Source organism: Luteibacter sp. PvP120 (genome assembly GCF_054055715.1).
In genome coordinates, this window is sequence record NZ_JBSRXP010000003.1 from 274,183 (window position 1) to 288,681 (window position 14,499).

Consider the following 14,499-nt stretch of genomic DNA (forward strand, 5'->3'; position numbering starts at 1 on the left):
ACACGGAGGTCGGGCTCATGATGAGCGGCAATACATGGAATCAGTGGTTGGCTTTTGCTCGCGCGTTGCAGTTCAAAGTCCTGGAGGAATCCAGCGGCATTTACATGTACTGGTCGCCTCGCGACGGCGCACACCGCGGCAGGCTGTTCCGAAGGCAGCGCCAACTCATGGCTGAGCTGCGCAAGCTTGCCGTGGTCTATCTTCAGCTGAACTGGGTCATTCGCCGGGATGCGCGCTACGCTTTTGCCTCCGGCGATCACTCGCTCCTCCACTATATGATCGAAGCCGATCAACCGCGACCATCGGACAGCGCTCGGGCAGCACACCGCTTTCACCACACGTTAGCTAAGCGCGCGCACCCAGCGCAAGGCTCGTTGGACTTGCAGCAAGCTCTGCCCGACGTGCAAGCGCTGATGAGCACCAACCAAGACGAGTGGTACGCCCAGGTCGCCGGAGAGGAATTGGCAAAACAAAGCGCGCGGCAGATTGAATACGAGTTGGTGCAGGCTCCACCAGCTGTCGTTCGCACTCGACTCTAGAGTTCTTCGTCCCTACGCTGATGGCATAACGCTGGATAATGATGCGCCTGCATGGCACAGCCATGCGGGCGTGACCCATGTCATGCGGAGACACGAGACAGTTAGGACTTAGAGCGGCGTATGAGCTGTGCTTCCGGCGCATGCACCCAACGGGTGGAGGCACTTCTGACGATTCCTGCTTCCGGCTAGCCCGCATCGTTCAGGGTACCGACGGCACCCACTATCACCGCTCGACGCTCCAACGTCGCCCCCTGAGATGAGTGAGAGCCGCTGCACCTTCTCATCTAGGCTCATCAAGCGTGAGCTGATGCACACATGCATCGGACCTAGGCGCATCGTCAGGCGTCCAATACATGATCGTCAAGACCAGCTTATCGACCGGGCCGCTCATACTCCGCAGCGATTTTGGATGAGCCGACGGTACGACCGAAGGATTTGCAGGCGGAGTCGGCGTCGTCACGAAGACCGGTGCCTCGTGGAGTCCGTAATGACCTGCAATGGCCCACGCGCTGACGCAGGTGTTGGTGTCCATGAAGGTCATGAAATTCGGCGGCACAACACCATTCCCTAGCCAGTGGTTCATGGATGGCAGGCGCGTGCCGTCAAGCAAAACGACATCGGACGTATCGCGGGACCACGGCACTCCTTCAAAGGCCACCAGATTGATGCCGTGGCTGACGAAAGGCTTAATCAATGCGTCGGGTGCTACGCCGTCGTGAGCCACGGTGTCGATGAGGTCGTACACATCGTGAAAGGAGGACAGCTGAGTGCCCCGCGCGGAGCCGGAGAACAGCAGTGACAACCCCTGCCGCAGCCAAGTCCAAGGGCGAAAGCGCAGCGGTATCATAGGCACTCTTGGGGTCATCGCGATCAAGTTTAACCACAAGCAGTGATTTTGATGGGGCGCCATGCAACGCTTTATCACCGCACTGCTCGTCGCTGGAATGCGGCCAAGCTGACTAACTGCATGGCAATGCCCTTGAAACAGCTTCGTTAGAGTGGCGACTTGGCAGGGTCGTTTTTTTCAAGTCATCCAGCCATCGATTGCAGTCTCCTGACGAAACTACGCTGCTTGAGAAATATTATTCAAGGCACCCTTCGCAGCAGTAGCATAATATTCCGAGTGAGGGTGGTCTCTACCTAAAGAACTCTCAAACATCGTCATCGCAGTAGAGTAAACAGTATTTCTAGCAACATTCCTACCTGCATGCTGTTGCACAAAACGCACAACTGCGGATTCGAGCACATGACCTCGCAACATAAGTTCGTGGTAGCCGCCATGTTTCTTTAATACAGCCTCGGCCCTTGCTCTTGATGCAGATGAGACTTTTTTCTCGATTGTGGCAAGTCTCGCTGCAATCTTCGATGGAGAGGTGAGCGGTGAGCTACGATTGACCATGAAACTTTCACAATTGTCGCTAAGTGCCACGACGCCTAGTCGATCAAGGCAACTCGCAATGTCATTAACGACTACCGGGAAGAGCGCACTTGCGATTTCGCGTAGCCACGCCCTGATATCTTCTTCCCTCGGCGCCATCTTTCGATTCTCGAGATGCGCGACCCGCTTTATAACCGCCGTCGTATAAAGAGAGTTTTCAATAGAATACCCCATCGAGTAAATAACCCTCGGGCTCTTGCTACGAGAACCGCTGAGTAAGCTGTAGTCCGCATCTCTTGCGACCACAAGCGATGCGTCGTCCGCTTCGATGCGCTCAATCAATTTATCAAGTTCGGCTACACCCCCAACTTCTTCAACAACCACCGTCGATCCACCAGCTGCGTTGAACACAGCGGACCAGAACGGAATGTCGTCTTCGCCCTCGACATATACCAGTACGTCGGCACGATAGAATCGTCTTAGAACGTTGAGTGCCTCAAGCGAATACTCAAGCTGCGCCATGAATTACATCTTCCATGTCGATTGTTGAATTCGCATAACGACCGGCAACCTCTGGCGAGTGGGTCGCAACAATGATTTGCGCGTTAGGATTCATTTTCTGCACTGCGGGCACAATTCTTTTTTGCCATGCGATATGCAAGGAAAGTTCTGGCTCGTCAGCCAGAAATACAAACGGCCGCTCTCGCTGCAGTAGCGCCTCAATCAAGAGAATAAGAAGTTGCTTCTCACCAGAAGAAAGACGCTCCAAGGGGAGCGTTCCCGATGTCGCCTCAACACGAAGGTCTCCACCGATAAGACTGAACTTTTTGTCAGTTATAAAGGTCCCTATCATCGTGAGAAAGAGATTGATCTGTTTATAGATCTCAGTGGTCTTTTTCCGAGCTTCGAGCGAAAGCTTCACAACTTTTTCAGTACGACGTTTCGCGTCAAATGTGGCGAAGTCAACTTCAGATCCCGCTCGTTTTTCAGACAGCGCTTTCACCGCCTGCTCAATCGAAGCAACGTGATCAATAATGCGCTTAGTTACACCACTACCGGTGACGCCAAGCTGGGCGTATGCCTGGGTCAACTTGCTTCGCTCATCTTGAGCATTGAAGGAAAGCGAGATCGCGCGCGAATCAGCCTCTTTCTCGTAGAGCAGAGATGTCAGGACTTGGCGTTGTAAGTTGATTGACACATCCTGGGCTTGCTGCGACAGCTCCAGTTGGTAATGTGTAAGCTGCTGGGTCAATTCAGCCAGGCGCGAGTCGACAGGTGCTGCGATCCTCCGGCCGGCGCTTCGGGGGTCAGTGTCCGGGTCGATCCGGAGTCGATATACCGAAAGCGATGCAAGAGACAAGAGTTCAGCAAGAACCTCCCTTACCTCGGAGGCCTGTTCGTTGGCTTTGCGTCGGGCAAATATGTGGCGCGGGCCCTCTTCAGCCCATGCCATTACGATGACGAACTTGCGGCTAGAGATTCGGTACTCTAAGTAGGAATAACCGCGTTCTTTATCCTCGGTCTTCTCAACTTTGACTGTCCGCTTACGACCTTCTTCGTCTTTCAAGATAACTAAAACATTATCAAACTGGTTACCCTCAAGCGCCTCTAGGTCAACCGCCAGCACCCCATGTAAGATGTTCATGAAAGTGGTCTTACCAGTGCCATTGCGACCAATGATTACATTCACCTCAGAGTTGAAATGAGCTTCAACTCTATGCTGGTGCCAGAAGCCACCGATCTCGATCGATTGAATTGTGTACATGTACTTGTCCAAGCCTGCGTAGGCAGCAAATGGGCGTGATGTTGCCCCAGACCGGACCACTTGTCTGTAGGAAAAACCTGACATCCTTGCAGGTACTTTCTCATCGACGGTCAAAAATAGCGTAATCGATCAACGCGGTAAGCAAAATCGGCACTGCTGACTGAGAGAATTCTGGACCTTCGCCTTTCGGCCGGGAATGATACACGTGTGACTTTTTAGGCCTAAAGCTTTCTTCAAGACAGCTTCTGGCGAGTTTCCGCGGTAAGCGCGACAACATTCAGCCCGGCCTGCTCCAACACTCCCCAAAGGGCCGCCATCAACACATAGTCGGCCGTCACCGCCAAGGCGTGGTCCTAGGCGTCGCGAAGCGCCAAGAGCCCCTTGAGCCAGGCCACGCCTTCCGCCTGCTTGGTCGGCAGCACCGTCTGGCGGCGCTCGACCTTCGGCAATTTCCGCCGGTTCTGGTTGCGCCACTGGGCGAACGGGTTGGCGGCCACCTTGGTGCCCGGGGCCCAGTTCCACGCGCCCGTGCATTAGGTCATGCACTTGTATGTGGTGGCCACATCGCCGGCCGGCCCTCTTCCGCGTTTCTTGGGCTCGCCCATCCGCTGGGCCGACCGGGTGGCCGTGGCGCTAGCGAACAGGGGCACAAACGTCTGGGCCACGACTGCCTCGGTCTCCGACCGATGACTCAACAGCAGCCTTATCGTCGTTGACGGCCAAGCGCTTGGACAAACAGACCGCAGTCCAACGCGGGTAGCGGTCGTCGACTTCCTCGACCACACGGTGCGCCGCCTCGAACCAGCTTGCCATGAGCAAGCCCATGATGAGCACGGCGAACGTCATCACGAGAAGCCCAATCTGCACTCCGGCAGGCATATGCTTGCCAATGAGGGGCGCCCCGAGAAAAAGCACGGTGAAGGGAAGGTAGCCCAGGAAAAACGCTGCCACACTATGGGCGTGATAGCTCCACCGCTTGAACTTGAGTCCGCGCCAGGGCGCGTAACCCAATTCATCGGCCGTGAGGCGAACCATGCCCTTGCTCTGACGCAATTCGCGCAGCAAGGATCGCGTATTGCTCCGTCCCAGGGCAAAGCGGATGTCACGGTCGGATAGCGAGTAGCCGTGAGCTTCCACGAACGCGTCCTCAAGCACGAGCGGATTTGCCGTTCGCCAATTATCGTTCTGTAAGAGCTTATTCCAACGCTTTCGTCGAAGGTTCTTCGCCTTCAGCCGGGTAAACACCATGCGTGTATAAACCTTCTGCCAGGCAAACACTGCAGTTGCCGACCCAAAGAGGCTGGCGAGCTGCAAGAGAATTTGATTATCCATGTCACCCCCTTTGCGAGGATGGCAGCATGCACGCCGGGAATCTCACGCCTTGAGACGGATCTGACGCGTGCCGTCTGCTTGAGCTAGCAGGGGTCGATTACTGCGTGGCTATCTTCGATTTTCTCACTGCTGCGTTGGCCCGCTTTGCAACGATGCCTGCCGGATGCTCTCGTCGTAGGCCAGCTGAGCCACCGTCCGAACGATAAGGCTTGATCAGAGTGGCTCGAACCCGATCTTGTCGAGTTCATTGGCGACTCGAAGCATGCCTGCGCCGTAGCCGTCCCGGGGTCTACTGCCCGCGGCCCCCAACCGGTCCAATGTGTAAGCAGCGGCCAGCACCAGATCCAGGTGGCCTGCGGCGTCAGCCTTGGCGACGATCAACTGGGCTCGGAATCGAGCCTCATCGAAGTCGCCCGCCAGGGTAGCGTCATTCATGGCCACCGAGTCGCGCACGATCTCAGCAACAGCGAGGATAAGTTCTTCGTCAGGACGCATTGGGGGATTGTAACCGTGTGACCGCTCACCAACGGAAGGCGCTTGTTCACCGGGGTATCAGCCCCTCAGCCGTCGCAGTGGAGGTTGCCAGAGGATGGCAATGCTTTGGTCTGACTCGGCAGCAGCCCGACGGCGTAGCGTTATGATGGGGCGCTTCAAGGCAACCGATACCTGCCGCGTACCGTGACAGGGCTTGAGCCGGTCTGAGTCGCTCACGCTTTTGGTGACTGTCGCCCTGCCCCATCGTGATAACGGTTGACGACGCAAACCCAGCCCCCGTCTCGGACCATTCCGCATGTGCTACTCCGCTCAAATCGCCAGCGACTTTCGGTCCTACCAGCGGCTCGGCGGCGATCTGGACCTGGACGCTTACATCCAGATGGCGGGCTGGTCGAAGAAGCACGGGACCTGGACCCAGCGGGTGCCCAAGGGCCTGCGCAATGCTTTCCTCGACTCAAGCGACCCGGCCGAGCAGAACGCCAAAGCGGCTGCGCTCGACGCCTACCAAGCTGCAGCGCTCGCCCTTGAGGACGAGCTGGCCGCGCAGGGGGCTCGCTTGGCCAAGGCTAAGGCCGTGCTGGCAGGCCCTAGGCCCACCAAGAAGGCCGAGACCGATCAGCGGGTGGCCGCCAAGAAGATCGCTGCGGCAAGGGCCAAGCTGCTCGAGGTTCACAACCATGCCGTGGGCGACGGCTACGACCGCATCTGGCCGGGCGGCATCACCCTGGTGGTGATGCGGGACCCTGCCACCGGCGAACGACGAGTCGTGCCCATGCGCTACCGGTGTCGGCTTCCCAGTTGGACCGAAGCCGATGAGAAGAAGTGGGACGGCACCTATAACGCGCGTCGGGACAAGCTGAGCACGGCTTGGCGGGAACTATGGGGAGCGACCCACGGGGTGATGGTGGCTCGAAGCATCTACGAGTCTGTTGCGCTTCACCGCCTCGACCGTCGCGCCCTGGTGCCCGGCGAACGGGAAGTGCCGGTGGAGGTCGAGTTTCGCCCAGAGCCAGAGCAGGATCTGCTGTTGGCGTGCCTTTGGCGGTATGTCGAACCTGAAGGAGATGAGTCAGGCTTTTACACCGTGGCCGCCATCACCGGCGCACCCCTGCCCGACTTCATTGCCGCCGGCCATGACCGCAGTGTCATCGCCATCAAGCCCGAACACTTGGACGCTTGGCTCAATCCGCAGGCCAGCGGCTTGGCAGCAATGGTGGCCATTCTGGATGATCCCGCAGCGGTGACGTATGCCTACGCTCCCGCAGAGCGCGGACTACCGAACGTAGATGAGCACGAGTAAGCCGATGCCCGCCGCGATGCCGACGACGGACTCGATCAACATCCATGTGCCGTCGGGATTTCCCTCGCTGCGCAACCGCTTCATCATGACCCACGCGGAGGTCTCAGGCCGGTGCGCGCGGGCATATCGGAAGTAGATGCGCCAGCTGGCGAGGCCCGATACCCCAAGGACCAGGGTCAAGACCAAGTGGACCATATGGTAGGTAGCTGGATTCATCAAAGCGCGCCCACGCCTGCCAGCGATTGCCATGCATTAACTCGCAAAAGCACTTTCATTGGCCTTTCTGGCTTGTCGAAAATGGCGACGCCGGATCCTCGCGCCCATTACCGTTTATGGCACTCGGATCGGACAATCCACGCGCTTGCGTTTGCCGTCCACGATCTCTAGGCCGACCCAGAACTTGCCAAAAACTTGCCTAAAGTGTGCTCACTGAGGCGTAGCTTGAGAGGCATCCCCAAACGAGCACAGGCATGAACATCCGTAAGCGACGTTTGGCCGGGATCTACATCACCCCAGTCAACACCACAGGAATCGGCCTTCTTTCTCCGTCATTTGAACAGCATCCGCAGGCGAGTTGGACAACACAAATGGAGAAAGACTTTGCCAGCTATGCCAAATCGAATTTAAACGGATTCAACACCAGCGCTCACCTAACTCGCACCGACCGGCTGACAGTGCTTCCGCCGGTATATTGGGCAGTTCCCAACAACAAGAAAGATGCAAAGCGAGCCCTCGAAAAGATTCTCACAGCCATTCAAGTTTTCGTTGACAGCCACCCGGAGAGCGACAAGATTGGCGACATCGCGCTGACGATGGTAGGAAAGGAAGCCAAGACAGGAACGCTTAATGAAGTCGAATTCAACGGTTCACCGAAACAACTCTTTCGAATCCAAGTCCGTCACTTTTGGGCTCCTGTGCCGTCGATTTTCAGCGGCACGGCTCTTCTCGCCGCGCTCATCGTTCCCCTTATCGTAGCGTGCGTTATCGTTTTAAGTTTTCGAAAGGACCCGGATCTAATTTTTGACTTTTTTGCCTACAGCCTACCGGCTATGGCCGCCATTGTCGGGGGAATGGGGCTTTTTTATCCGCGGTGTCAAACTGGGTACTTTTGGGCATCGGCGGTCTTTCTCTGCGCGGGAATTTGCTGCTACCTCGCATCCAAGCATATCGACGCGCGCCTACCGTTTGCGTTTCTTCTCTTACTTGCGTCTGTGCTTATCGGCATGCTTGTCGTCGATGATTACAGATTTTCCTGGTTGCCAAAGAGCAAATTCAATGTGTATCGAAGTTTTTTACTGTCAGCAGCGATAGTTGTCGTGCCCTCGGCTATTTACCTTTGCACCCAGCTTCGTCGCGATACGCCACCGCTTCAATGCCAACTCAGGGCAACGGCGCCCGCCACAATAAATGTCACCACAATGGCGCCCAACATCAACAATAGCGCAATAGGCGGATCCTCCCGCGACTGGTCGTTGGATGAAGGAACTCTCATAACTTTTAATCCTTGTCCAAAATGAAGGATGCCGATCGATTTTTCTGTAATCGATCGGCTTCGCATCCTGACGCCAGATTGCCTTCTGTCAAGGGCCAGGAGCCAAATCCGGAGCACATGCAGCTAGGATTGCGCCTGCGGCGCGCGTCACCAATCTCCACGGGTCCGATCATGAGCTACTACAAGGCAGCAGCGTGTTAGCCCCGCGCTGAGGCGCACGACCAACGTTATCGAAAGTCTCTTGAACGCGCGTCCAGGCCGCCCAACAAATGCGTGAGGTCGACCAGCCGTCGCGCCACCAGATTGCAGACCCCCTCCTCCACTTGCCAGCGCCCCTCAATGCCGAGCAAACGGGTTTCCAGCAATTCTCGCCGTTGCGCTTGCGCGATTTTGCGCCAGACGATGACATTGAGCAGGCCGTGTTCGTCTTCCATCGTGAGGAAGGTCACTCCGCTGGCGGTCTGCGGCCGCTGACGCAAGGTGACCACGCCGGCGGCCCGCACCCATCGGCCGTCCGGAAACGAGCGCAATGTGCGGCTGTCCACCCATCGCGCGGCATGCAATTTGTGTCGGATCTGTTGAAGCGGATGCGGGCCCAGGCTCACGCCCGTCCGCGCGTAGTCGGCCAGCGTGTCTTCGGCCTGAGTAGGCGGCGGCAAGACCACCACGTGCTCCACCGGACTCTCCCCGAACAGCGGCAATTGGGGCTCGACCCCGGCGATGGCCCACTGGGCGCGGTGACGATGGCCCGCCAACCCGCGCAGCGCACTGGCCTCGGCCAAGAGGTCCTGATGCCGCTTGTCCAAGCCGGCGCGGGCACAGAGGTCGGCGATGTCGACAAACCTCTGCTGTGACCGCGCGCGCACGATGGTCTGGGCCACCGTTTCGGCGACTCCGCGGATTTGGCGAAATCCTAGACGGATGGCCCAGTAGCCCCGTGGGTCCGGCTCCAAGGAGCAGTCCCACTCGCTGTGACGCACATCGACCGGACGAACGGCGATGCCGTGGCGTTGCGCGTGCTGGACGATTTGGCTCGGGGCATAGAACCCCATGGGCTGGCTGTTGAGGAGCGCGCATGCAAACGCCGCCGGGTGATGGCACTTCAGCCAGCACGAGGCGTAGACGATGCCGGCGAAACTCGCCGCGTGGCTTTCAGGGAAACCATAGGAGCCGAATCCTTTGATCTGCTCGAACAGCTGCTCCGCGAACGCCGTGGTGTAGCCGCGCTCGAGCATGCCCGCCATGATCCGTTCCCGGTGGTGCTCCATCCCTCCGTGCCGCTTCCAGGCGGCCATAGCACGGCGCAGCTGGTCGGCTTCGCCGGCCGTGTAGCCGGCGGCCACGATGGCGAGCTTCATCACCTGTTCTTGGAACAGCGGCACGCCCAAGGTGCGCTCAAAGACGGCCTTCAAGTCCTCGGATGGATAATCCACCGGCTCTTCGTTGCGCCGCCGGCGCAGATACGGGTGGATCATGTCGCCTTGGATAGGCCCTGGGCGCACGATGGCGACTTGGATCACCAGGTCGTAGAAGTTCTCCGGACGATGCCGAGGCAGCATGGCCATTTGGGCGCGCGATTCAATCTGAAACACGCCCAAGGTGTCGGCCCGCTGGATCATCGCGTAGGTCGCCGGGTCTTCCGTGGGCAGCGTCGCCATGGTCAGGGACTGCCCGTCGTGCTGGCGCAGCAAGTTCAAGCATTTCTGGACGCAGGTGAGCATGCCCAGGGCCAAGCAGTCGACTTTCAACAGGCCCATGGTGTCGAGGTCATCCTTGTCCCATTGCAGGATGGTCCGGTCGGCCATGGCAGCGTTCTCGACCGGGACCAACTCGTGCAGCGGCGCGTCGGCGATGACGAACCCGCCGACATGCTGCGACAAGTGCCGTGGCTGGTCCATCAGTTCAGCGGTGAGCGCCACGACCTGACGAATCACCGGACTGTCGGGGTCAAATCCGCGCTCGCGCAGCAGGTCCCACAAGGACACCGAGCCGTCCCACCAAGCGAAGACCTTGCTGAGCAACTCCACCTGTTCCAGTGGCAAGCCCATGGCTTTGGCCACATCGCGTACCGCGCTCTTGCCGCGATAGCAGATGACGGTCGCAGCCAAGGCCGCGCGCTCACGCCCGTATTTCCGGTAAATGTATTGGATGACTTCTTCGCGCCGCTCGTGCTCAAAATCGATGTCGATGTCCGGCGGCTCGTTGCGCTCCTTGCTGATGAAGCGCTCCATGAGAAGATTAAAGCGAGACGGATCCACTTCCGTCACGCCCAGCGCAAAGCACACGGCGCTATTGGCCGCTGATCCCCGGCCCTGGCACAAAATACCTTCGCTGCGTGCAAACCGCACGATGTCGTGCACGGTCAAGAAATACGACTCGTAGCGCAGCTCCGCAATGAGACCCAGTTCGTGCTCAATCTGCGCTCGGACTTTGGCGGGCGGCCCGTCGGGCCACCGCCAACGCACACCCGCTTCGGTCAACTGGCGCAGCCATTGCGCACCGGTCACCCCTGACGGCACCAGTTCGGCCGGGTACTCGTAATGCAGCTCATCGAGCGAAAATTGGCACCGATCGGCCACGCGCAGCGTTTCGGCCAACAGTTGCGGCGGATAGATGCGCTCGAGCGCGGCGCGCGTGCGCAAGTGCCGCTCGCCGTTGCGAAAGAGCACGCCGCCCGCCTCGGCGATGGTCAGCCGATGCCGGATGGCCGTCATCGTGTGCTGCAAGGGCAAGCGTCGACGTACATGCATATGCACATCCCCAGCCGCGACGCAGGGCAGGCCCAACTGCCGACCCAGGGCCTCCAATTGGGCCCAGCGTCGGCCGTCGTGCACCTCTTTGACGAGTTCAACGGCCAGCCATGCCCGATCGCCAAACGTGGCCCGCACCCATGCACCCTCCTCTACACTGGGCGTCCGGCCCGGCACCCACAGGGCCAGCGTGCCTGGCAGGCCATCCGCGACATCCGCCTGCGTCAAGCGGTAGGTGCCCTTCTCGGCGGCGCGCCGCCCTTGGGTAATCAGGCGACAGAGCGCCACGTAACCGGCCTTGCTCTCGGCCAACAGCACCAAAGTGGGCCCGTCGTCCAGGTTAATCTCGCTGCCGACCACCAAACGCACCCCCGTGGCCCGGGAGGCCTCCAGTGCGCGAACGATGCCGGCCATGGAGCATTCGTCGGTGATGGCCAGTGCGGTGTAGCCGCAGGCCTTGGCCCGCTCGAACAACTCCCGCGCGGTCGACGCCCCCCGCTGAAAACTGAAATTGGAAAGGCAATGCAGCTCGGCGTACGCGGGCGGATCGGTCGCGCTCATGCGAACCAACCGTGGAGCATCCAACCGGCGTGCTCGCCGGGCGGCAAAAACGCCCAGGCGCGCTGCCCTTCGGCGGTCTCGACCACGTAGTAGTCCCGCCGGACCGGCTGCCCGTCCCACCACCCGGTCTCCATCCGTTCGGGGCCCGCCAGCACGGTCGGCGCTGGACCCCGCAGTGGGATGGGCCGCTCCAGCAGCCAACTGGGCCGCGGCCAGGGATCGATGTCGCCCTCATCTTGGGCCCCGATGCGCTGCGATCGTTCGGGACGCGGATCAATCGTGGTGGCGAGCTGGTAGACCGCCTCGTCGCCCAAGCGCGCGCGCAACCGCTCGCGCAGCTGGCCCAGTGGCAAGGCGTTGGCTGGCCGCTCGTCGAACAGATCGCGCCCCTCCGGCACGAACGGGGGCAAGTCATCGGCGCGCAGCCGAAGCGCCAGCACGGGGGCCGGCAAGCGGGTCTGCTCCAGGCGTCCGCGGGCCGCTTCGAACAAGGTGGCGGCGCCGCGCTCGGGCGACAGCAAGCCGATGGTGACCACCGTGGCGCCCTCGCGGTGCTCCAGATGCAGGACAAACCGCTGGACCCCGCCGTCGCGACCGGCCAGATAGGCCGCCAAATCGCTGGTCATCCGTCGGACCGGAAACACCAGCGCGGCGCTGTTCTCCACCTCGTGCGTCAGCTCGATGCGCCAGTCCACCATGTCGGGCGGGACATACAGCGACAGGCCCGCGGGGCGGTCTCCCACCAGCTGGTCTAGGCTATCGAGCAGCTCTGCACCAAAACGGCGACGCAAGCCGTCGCGCGGCAGGCGCAGCAACTGGCCAAGCGTGCGCACGCCCATGCGTGGCAGGGCCGCCGTCGCCGCCGCAGGCAAGCGGGCTTTGCCCACCGGCACCGCATCGAGCGCGCGGCGCAGGTGATCGGGGGCCAGCACGGCCATGCCATGGGCGACGCCGGCCAGGACATAGGCCGCGTGCGGCGTCGGCGCGGCGGCCAGCCGATGGCGAAACCCGAGCGCGGTCAGATCGTCGCGCAAGCGGCGCTCGATGGCCGGCCAATCGCCAAAGAGGCCATGGCTGCGACTCACCTCGAGCACGAGCGCGTGCGGCAGCAGCGCGACCTCGGAGCTGTAGCGGTAGGCCACGCCGGCCAGAAAGGTCTGCCAGCGGTCGACGTCGGCTTGGTCGTAGGGCATCGCCGCGAACTGGGCCAACAGAGCTTGGGCTGCCGTGAGGCGCTGGCCGACCCGAAGCCCTGCCGCCTTAGCTTCCGCGTTGAGCGCGACCACGGTCCGGGTCTGCACCGGGCCATCGACCAGCACCAAGGGGCCTGAGTCAGGCTGACGCCGGAGGACGCCATCCAGCGCTAGGGATGGCAGCAATACACACGCCCAGAGCATCGTCGGCGGCCCTCAATGGACCGTGGCCGGGAACGGCACCGGCTGGGCCGGCGGATTGCCGCCGCGGCATTTGCGCACCCAGATGGCGGGCGACGGATGGGCGGCCAGTTCCAGACGAAGCGGGGCCGGCGAGCTGTTGACCAGGTAGCGGCGGTCCCGGAAGACGAAGCCCAGCGCCTGGCCGTCTGCGGCGGCCACCTGCAGCCGGCGCAGAGCCCGGTCGTCGGCCTGCTTCGGCCAGACCAGGACGGCGGCGCACGCCCCGGAGCGCAGGCACTGTTCGGCCGCCCAGAGCACGTCAGCTTCGGCCGCCATGACGAAGTGGACCTGGCTGAGCCGCAGTCCGCGTTGGCGCCAGCCCATGGCGCAAGGCACATACGGCGGCGCGATGACCACCACGGGGCGCTGGCCTTGCGTCAGGCGAGCCAGCGTGGGCAGGACCAGGCGCAGCTCGCCGACGCCGTCCAGCGGCATGAGGATTTCCGAGACCGAAGCGTCGGGCCAGCCGGCGGTCGGCAGCACGGCATCCAGCGCCGCTAAGCCCGTGGGTTGGTCGCCGGCTGGGATCGGGGCGGCACGACCGCGCCAGACCTGCCGGGCGTCGACGAGGTCCGAAAGAGCAACCACGGCGCCCATCAGCTTCTCCGGACCAAGCCTGCAAACAGTCCTTCGATGGCAAAGTCGTCCGTGGGATCGGGGTCAATCGGGTGATAGCCCGGGCTGTTCGGCAGCAGGCGGATCACCTCGCCTTGGTGGTGCAGCCGCTTGATGGTGAAGCGGTCGCCGCCGACGCGGGCGGCCACGACCTGGCCGTGGCGGGCCACCGGTGTGGCGTGGACCCCCACCAGGTCGCCGTTGAGGATGCCCTCGTCGCGCATCGAGTCGCCGACCACCTCGACGAGATAATCGGGCTTGAGCTTGAACAGCCACCGGGACACCCGGAGGCTCCGCTCGACCCGCTCGGCCGAAAACAGCGGCTCACCAGCGGCAATGCGACCCACCATGGGCAAGTCCAAGGTGTCGGCGGCCAGCGGATCCACCTCCTCAATCAGTCGGATGCCACGGGGGCGATTGGGCTCAATGACCAGTCGGCCTTTGGCCTGAAGGGAGCGCACATGCTTCAGGACAGCGCTCACGTGCTCGATGCCCATCGCTTGGCCGATTTCTTCCAGCGTTGGCGCTTCCCCGTCCCGTCGGAGGCGGTCTCGGATGAAGTCGAGGACATTGTGTTGGCGACTGGTCAGAATCAGGCTCATGGCGGCCACTTTTCACCCTTTTAGGTGAAAATGAAAGAGTCAAAATTTGCCCAACCCAGGATCAACCGCCTAGCCGCTGATCCTCACAAAGGGGGTGAGGTGGGTTCAGGGACGAGGATGTCGGGAGGGGGTCTCAAGAGGTGAGACCGGCCGCCAAAGACGCGCGGTCGGCTAACTGGAACGACATGACCGCGGGTATCGGACGCAGTATCGAGCCGATGACTGACTCGGCCG

14 protein-coding genes are annotated in these 14,499 nt (G+C 61.0%); 3 read left to right on the plus strand and 11 right to left on the minus strand.

Annotation, left to right across the window (positions count from 1 at the left end; genetic code table 11):
- Window positions 1-17: 17 nt before the first annotated feature.
- Window positions 18-539, plus strand: coding sequence for a hypothetical protein (locus ACVKN3_RS08420; protein WP_354514388.1), 522 nt, complete (start codon window positions 18-20; stop codon window positions 537-539).
- Between the two features lie 280 nt (window positions 540-819).
- On the opposite strand, the gene ACVKN3_RS08425 is transcribed toward ACVKN3_RS08420, so the two are convergent.
- From ACVKN3_RS08425 to ACVKN3_RS08450, 6 genes are all read right to left on the minus strand, one after another.
- Window positions 820-1,386 (minus strand): hypothetical protein, encoded by a 567-nt coding sequence (locus tag ACVKN3_RS08425; protein ID WP_354514386.1) that lies wholly within the window; start codon window positions 1,384-1,386, stop codon window positions 820-822.
- 216 nt (window positions 1,387-1,602) lie between these two features.
- A complete protein-coding gene (locus tag ACVKN3_RS08430) occupies window positions 1,603-2,439 on the minus strand; it encodes a DUF4435 domain-containing protein (RefSeq protein WP_354514384.1) in 837 nt (278 codons plus the stop codon).
- Window positions 2,426-3,682, minus strand: a complete 1,257-nt coding sequence (locus ACVKN3_RS08435) for an AAA family ATPase (protein WP_354514382.1) — start codon at window positions 3,680-3,682, stop codon at window positions 2,426-2,428. The genes ACVKN3_RS08430 and ACVKN3_RS08435 overlap by 14 nt, the downstream gene beginning before the upstream one ends.
- A gap of 353 nt (window positions 3,683-4,035) precedes the next feature.
- Window positions 4,036-4,179, minus strand: coding sequence for a hypothetical protein (locus ACVKN3_RS08440; RefSeq protein WP_354514380.1), 144 nt, complete (start codon window positions 4,177-4,179; stop codon window positions 4,036-4,038).
- Between the two features lie 136 nt (window positions 4,180-4,315).
- Complete coding sequence (locus ACVKN3_RS08445) at window positions 4,316-5,014, minus strand: hypothetical protein (RefSeq protein ID WP_354514378.1); 699 nt, start codon at window positions 5,012-5,014, stop codon at window positions 4,316-4,318.
- A 213-nt stretch (window positions 5,015-5,227) separates the two neighbouring features.
- On the minus strand, window positions 5,228-5,509 hold the full coding sequence (locus ACVKN3_RS08450) for a hypothetical protein (RefSeq protein WP_354514376.1): 282 nt from the start codon (window positions 5,507-5,509) through the stop codon (window positions 5,228-5,230).
- A gap of 295 nt (window positions 5,510-5,804) precedes the next feature.
- Here ACVKN3_RS08450 and ACVKN3_RS08455 point away from each other — a divergent pair, with 295 nt between their 5' ends.
- On the plus strand, window positions 5,805-6,809 hold the full coding sequence (locus ACVKN3_RS08455; protein WP_354514374.1) for an SOS response-associated peptidase family protein: 1,005 nt from the start codon (window positions 5,805-5,807) through the stop codon (window positions 6,807-6,809).
- Here ACVKN3_RS08455 and ACVKN3_RS08460 read toward each other — a convergent pair.
- Window positions 6,783-6,989, minus strand: coding sequence for a hypothetical protein (locus tag ACVKN3_RS08460; protein WP_354514372.1), 207 nt, complete (start codon window positions 6,987-6,989; stop codon window positions 6,783-6,785). The genes ACVKN3_RS08455 and ACVKN3_RS08460 overlap by 27 nt on opposite strands.
- 290 nt (window positions 6,990-7,279) lie before the next feature.
- On the opposite strand from ACVKN3_RS08460, the gene ACVKN3_RS08465 reads away from it, so the two are divergent.
- Entirely contained in the window at window positions 7,280-8,326 is a 1,047-nt protein-coding gene (locus ACVKN3_RS08465) for a hypothetical protein (protein ID WP_354514370.1), read from the plus strand.
- A 202-nt stretch (window positions 8,327-8,528) separates the two neighbouring features.
- Here ACVKN3_RS08465 and ACVKN3_RS08470 read toward each other — a convergent pair whose 3' ends face one another.
- The 4 genes from ACVKN3_RS08470 to lexA are packed head-to-tail and all read right to left on the minus strand — an operon-like array spanning window position 8,529 to window position 14,265.
- Complete coding sequence (locus tag ACVKN3_RS08470; RefSeq protein ID WP_354514368.1) at window positions 8,529-11,612, minus strand: error-prone DNA polymerase; 3,084 nt, start codon at window positions 11,610-11,612, stop codon at window positions 8,529-8,531.
- A complete protein-coding gene (locus tag ACVKN3_RS08475) occupies window positions 11,609-13,009 on the minus strand; it encodes a Y-family DNA polymerase (RefSeq protein WP_354514366.1) in 1,401 nt (466 codons plus the stop codon). The genes ACVKN3_RS08470 and ACVKN3_RS08475 overlap by 4 nt, the downstream gene beginning before the upstream one ends.
- A gap of 12 nt (window positions 13,010-13,021) precedes the next feature.
- The gene (gene imuA / locus ACVKN3_RS08480; protein ID WP_354514364.1) at window positions 13,022-13,645 is read right to left on the minus strand and encodes a translesion DNA synthesis-associated protein ImuA; all 624 of its coding nucleotides are present in this window, start codon (window positions 13,643-13,645) and stop codon (window positions 13,022-13,024) included.
- Window positions 13,645-14,265, minus strand: a complete 621-nt coding sequence (gene lexA / locus ACVKN3_RS08485; RefSeq protein WP_354514362.1) for a transcriptional repressor LexA — start codon at window positions 14,263-14,265, stop codon at window positions 13,645-13,647. The genes imuA and lexA overlap by 1 nt, the downstream gene beginning before the upstream one ends.
- Between the last annotated feature and the right edge of the window lie 234 nt (window positions 14,266-14,499).

What these genes read in the sequence shown, in the direction of transcription:
- ACVKN3_RS08420 (WP_354514388.1), top strand. Translation starts at nt 18, where the DNA reads ATGATGAGCGGCAATACATGGAATCAGTGGTTGGCTTTTGCTCGCGCG.
- ACVKN3_RS08425 (WP_354514386.1), bottom strand. Translation starts at nt 1,386, where the DNA reads ATGATACCGCTGCGCTTTCGCCCTTGGACTTGGCTGCGGCAGGGGTTG.
- ACVKN3_RS08430 (WP_354514384.1), bottom strand. Translation starts at nt 2,439, where the DNA reads ATGGCGCAGCTTGAGTATTCGCTTGAGGCACTCAACGTTCTAAGACGA.
- ACVKN3_RS08435 (WP_354514382.1), bottom strand. Translation starts at nt 3,682, where the DNA reads ATGTACACAATTCAATCGATCGAGATCGGTGGCTTCTGGCACCAGCAT.
- ACVKN3_RS08445 (WP_354514378.1), bottom strand. Translation starts at nt 5,014, where the DNA reads ATGGATAATCAAATTCTCTTGCAGCTCGCCAGCCTCTTTGGGTCGGCA.
- ACVKN3_RS08450 (WP_354514376.1), bottom strand. Translation starts at nt 5,509, where the DNA reads ATGCGTCCTGACGAAGAACTTATCCTCGCTGTTGCTGAGATCGTGCGC.
- ACVKN3_RS08455 (WP_354514374.1), top strand. Translation starts at nt 5,805, where the DNA reads ATGTGCTACTCCGCTCAAATCGCCAGCGACTTTCGGTCCTACCAGCGG.
- ACVKN3_RS08465 (WP_354514370.1), top strand. Translation starts at nt 7,280, where the DNA reads ATGAACATCCGTAAGCGACGTTTGGCCGGGATCTACATCACCCCAGTC.
- ACVKN3_RS08470 (WP_354514368.1), bottom strand. Translation starts at nt 11,612, where the DNA reads ATGAGCGCGACCGATCCGCCCGCGTACGCCGAGCTGCATTGCCTTTCC.
- ACVKN3_RS08475 (WP_354514366.1), bottom strand. Translation starts at nt 13,009, where the DNA reads ATGCTCTGGGCGTGTGTATTGCTGCCATCCCTAGCGCTGGATGGCGTC.
- imuA (WP_354514364.1), bottom strand. Translation starts at nt 13,645, where the DNA reads ATGGGCGCCGTGGTTGCTCTTTCGGACCTCGTCGACGCCCGGCAGGTC.
- lexA (WP_354514362.1), bottom strand. Translation starts at nt 14,265, where the DNA reads ATGAGCCTGATTCTGACCAGTCGCCAACACAATGTCCTCGACTTCATC.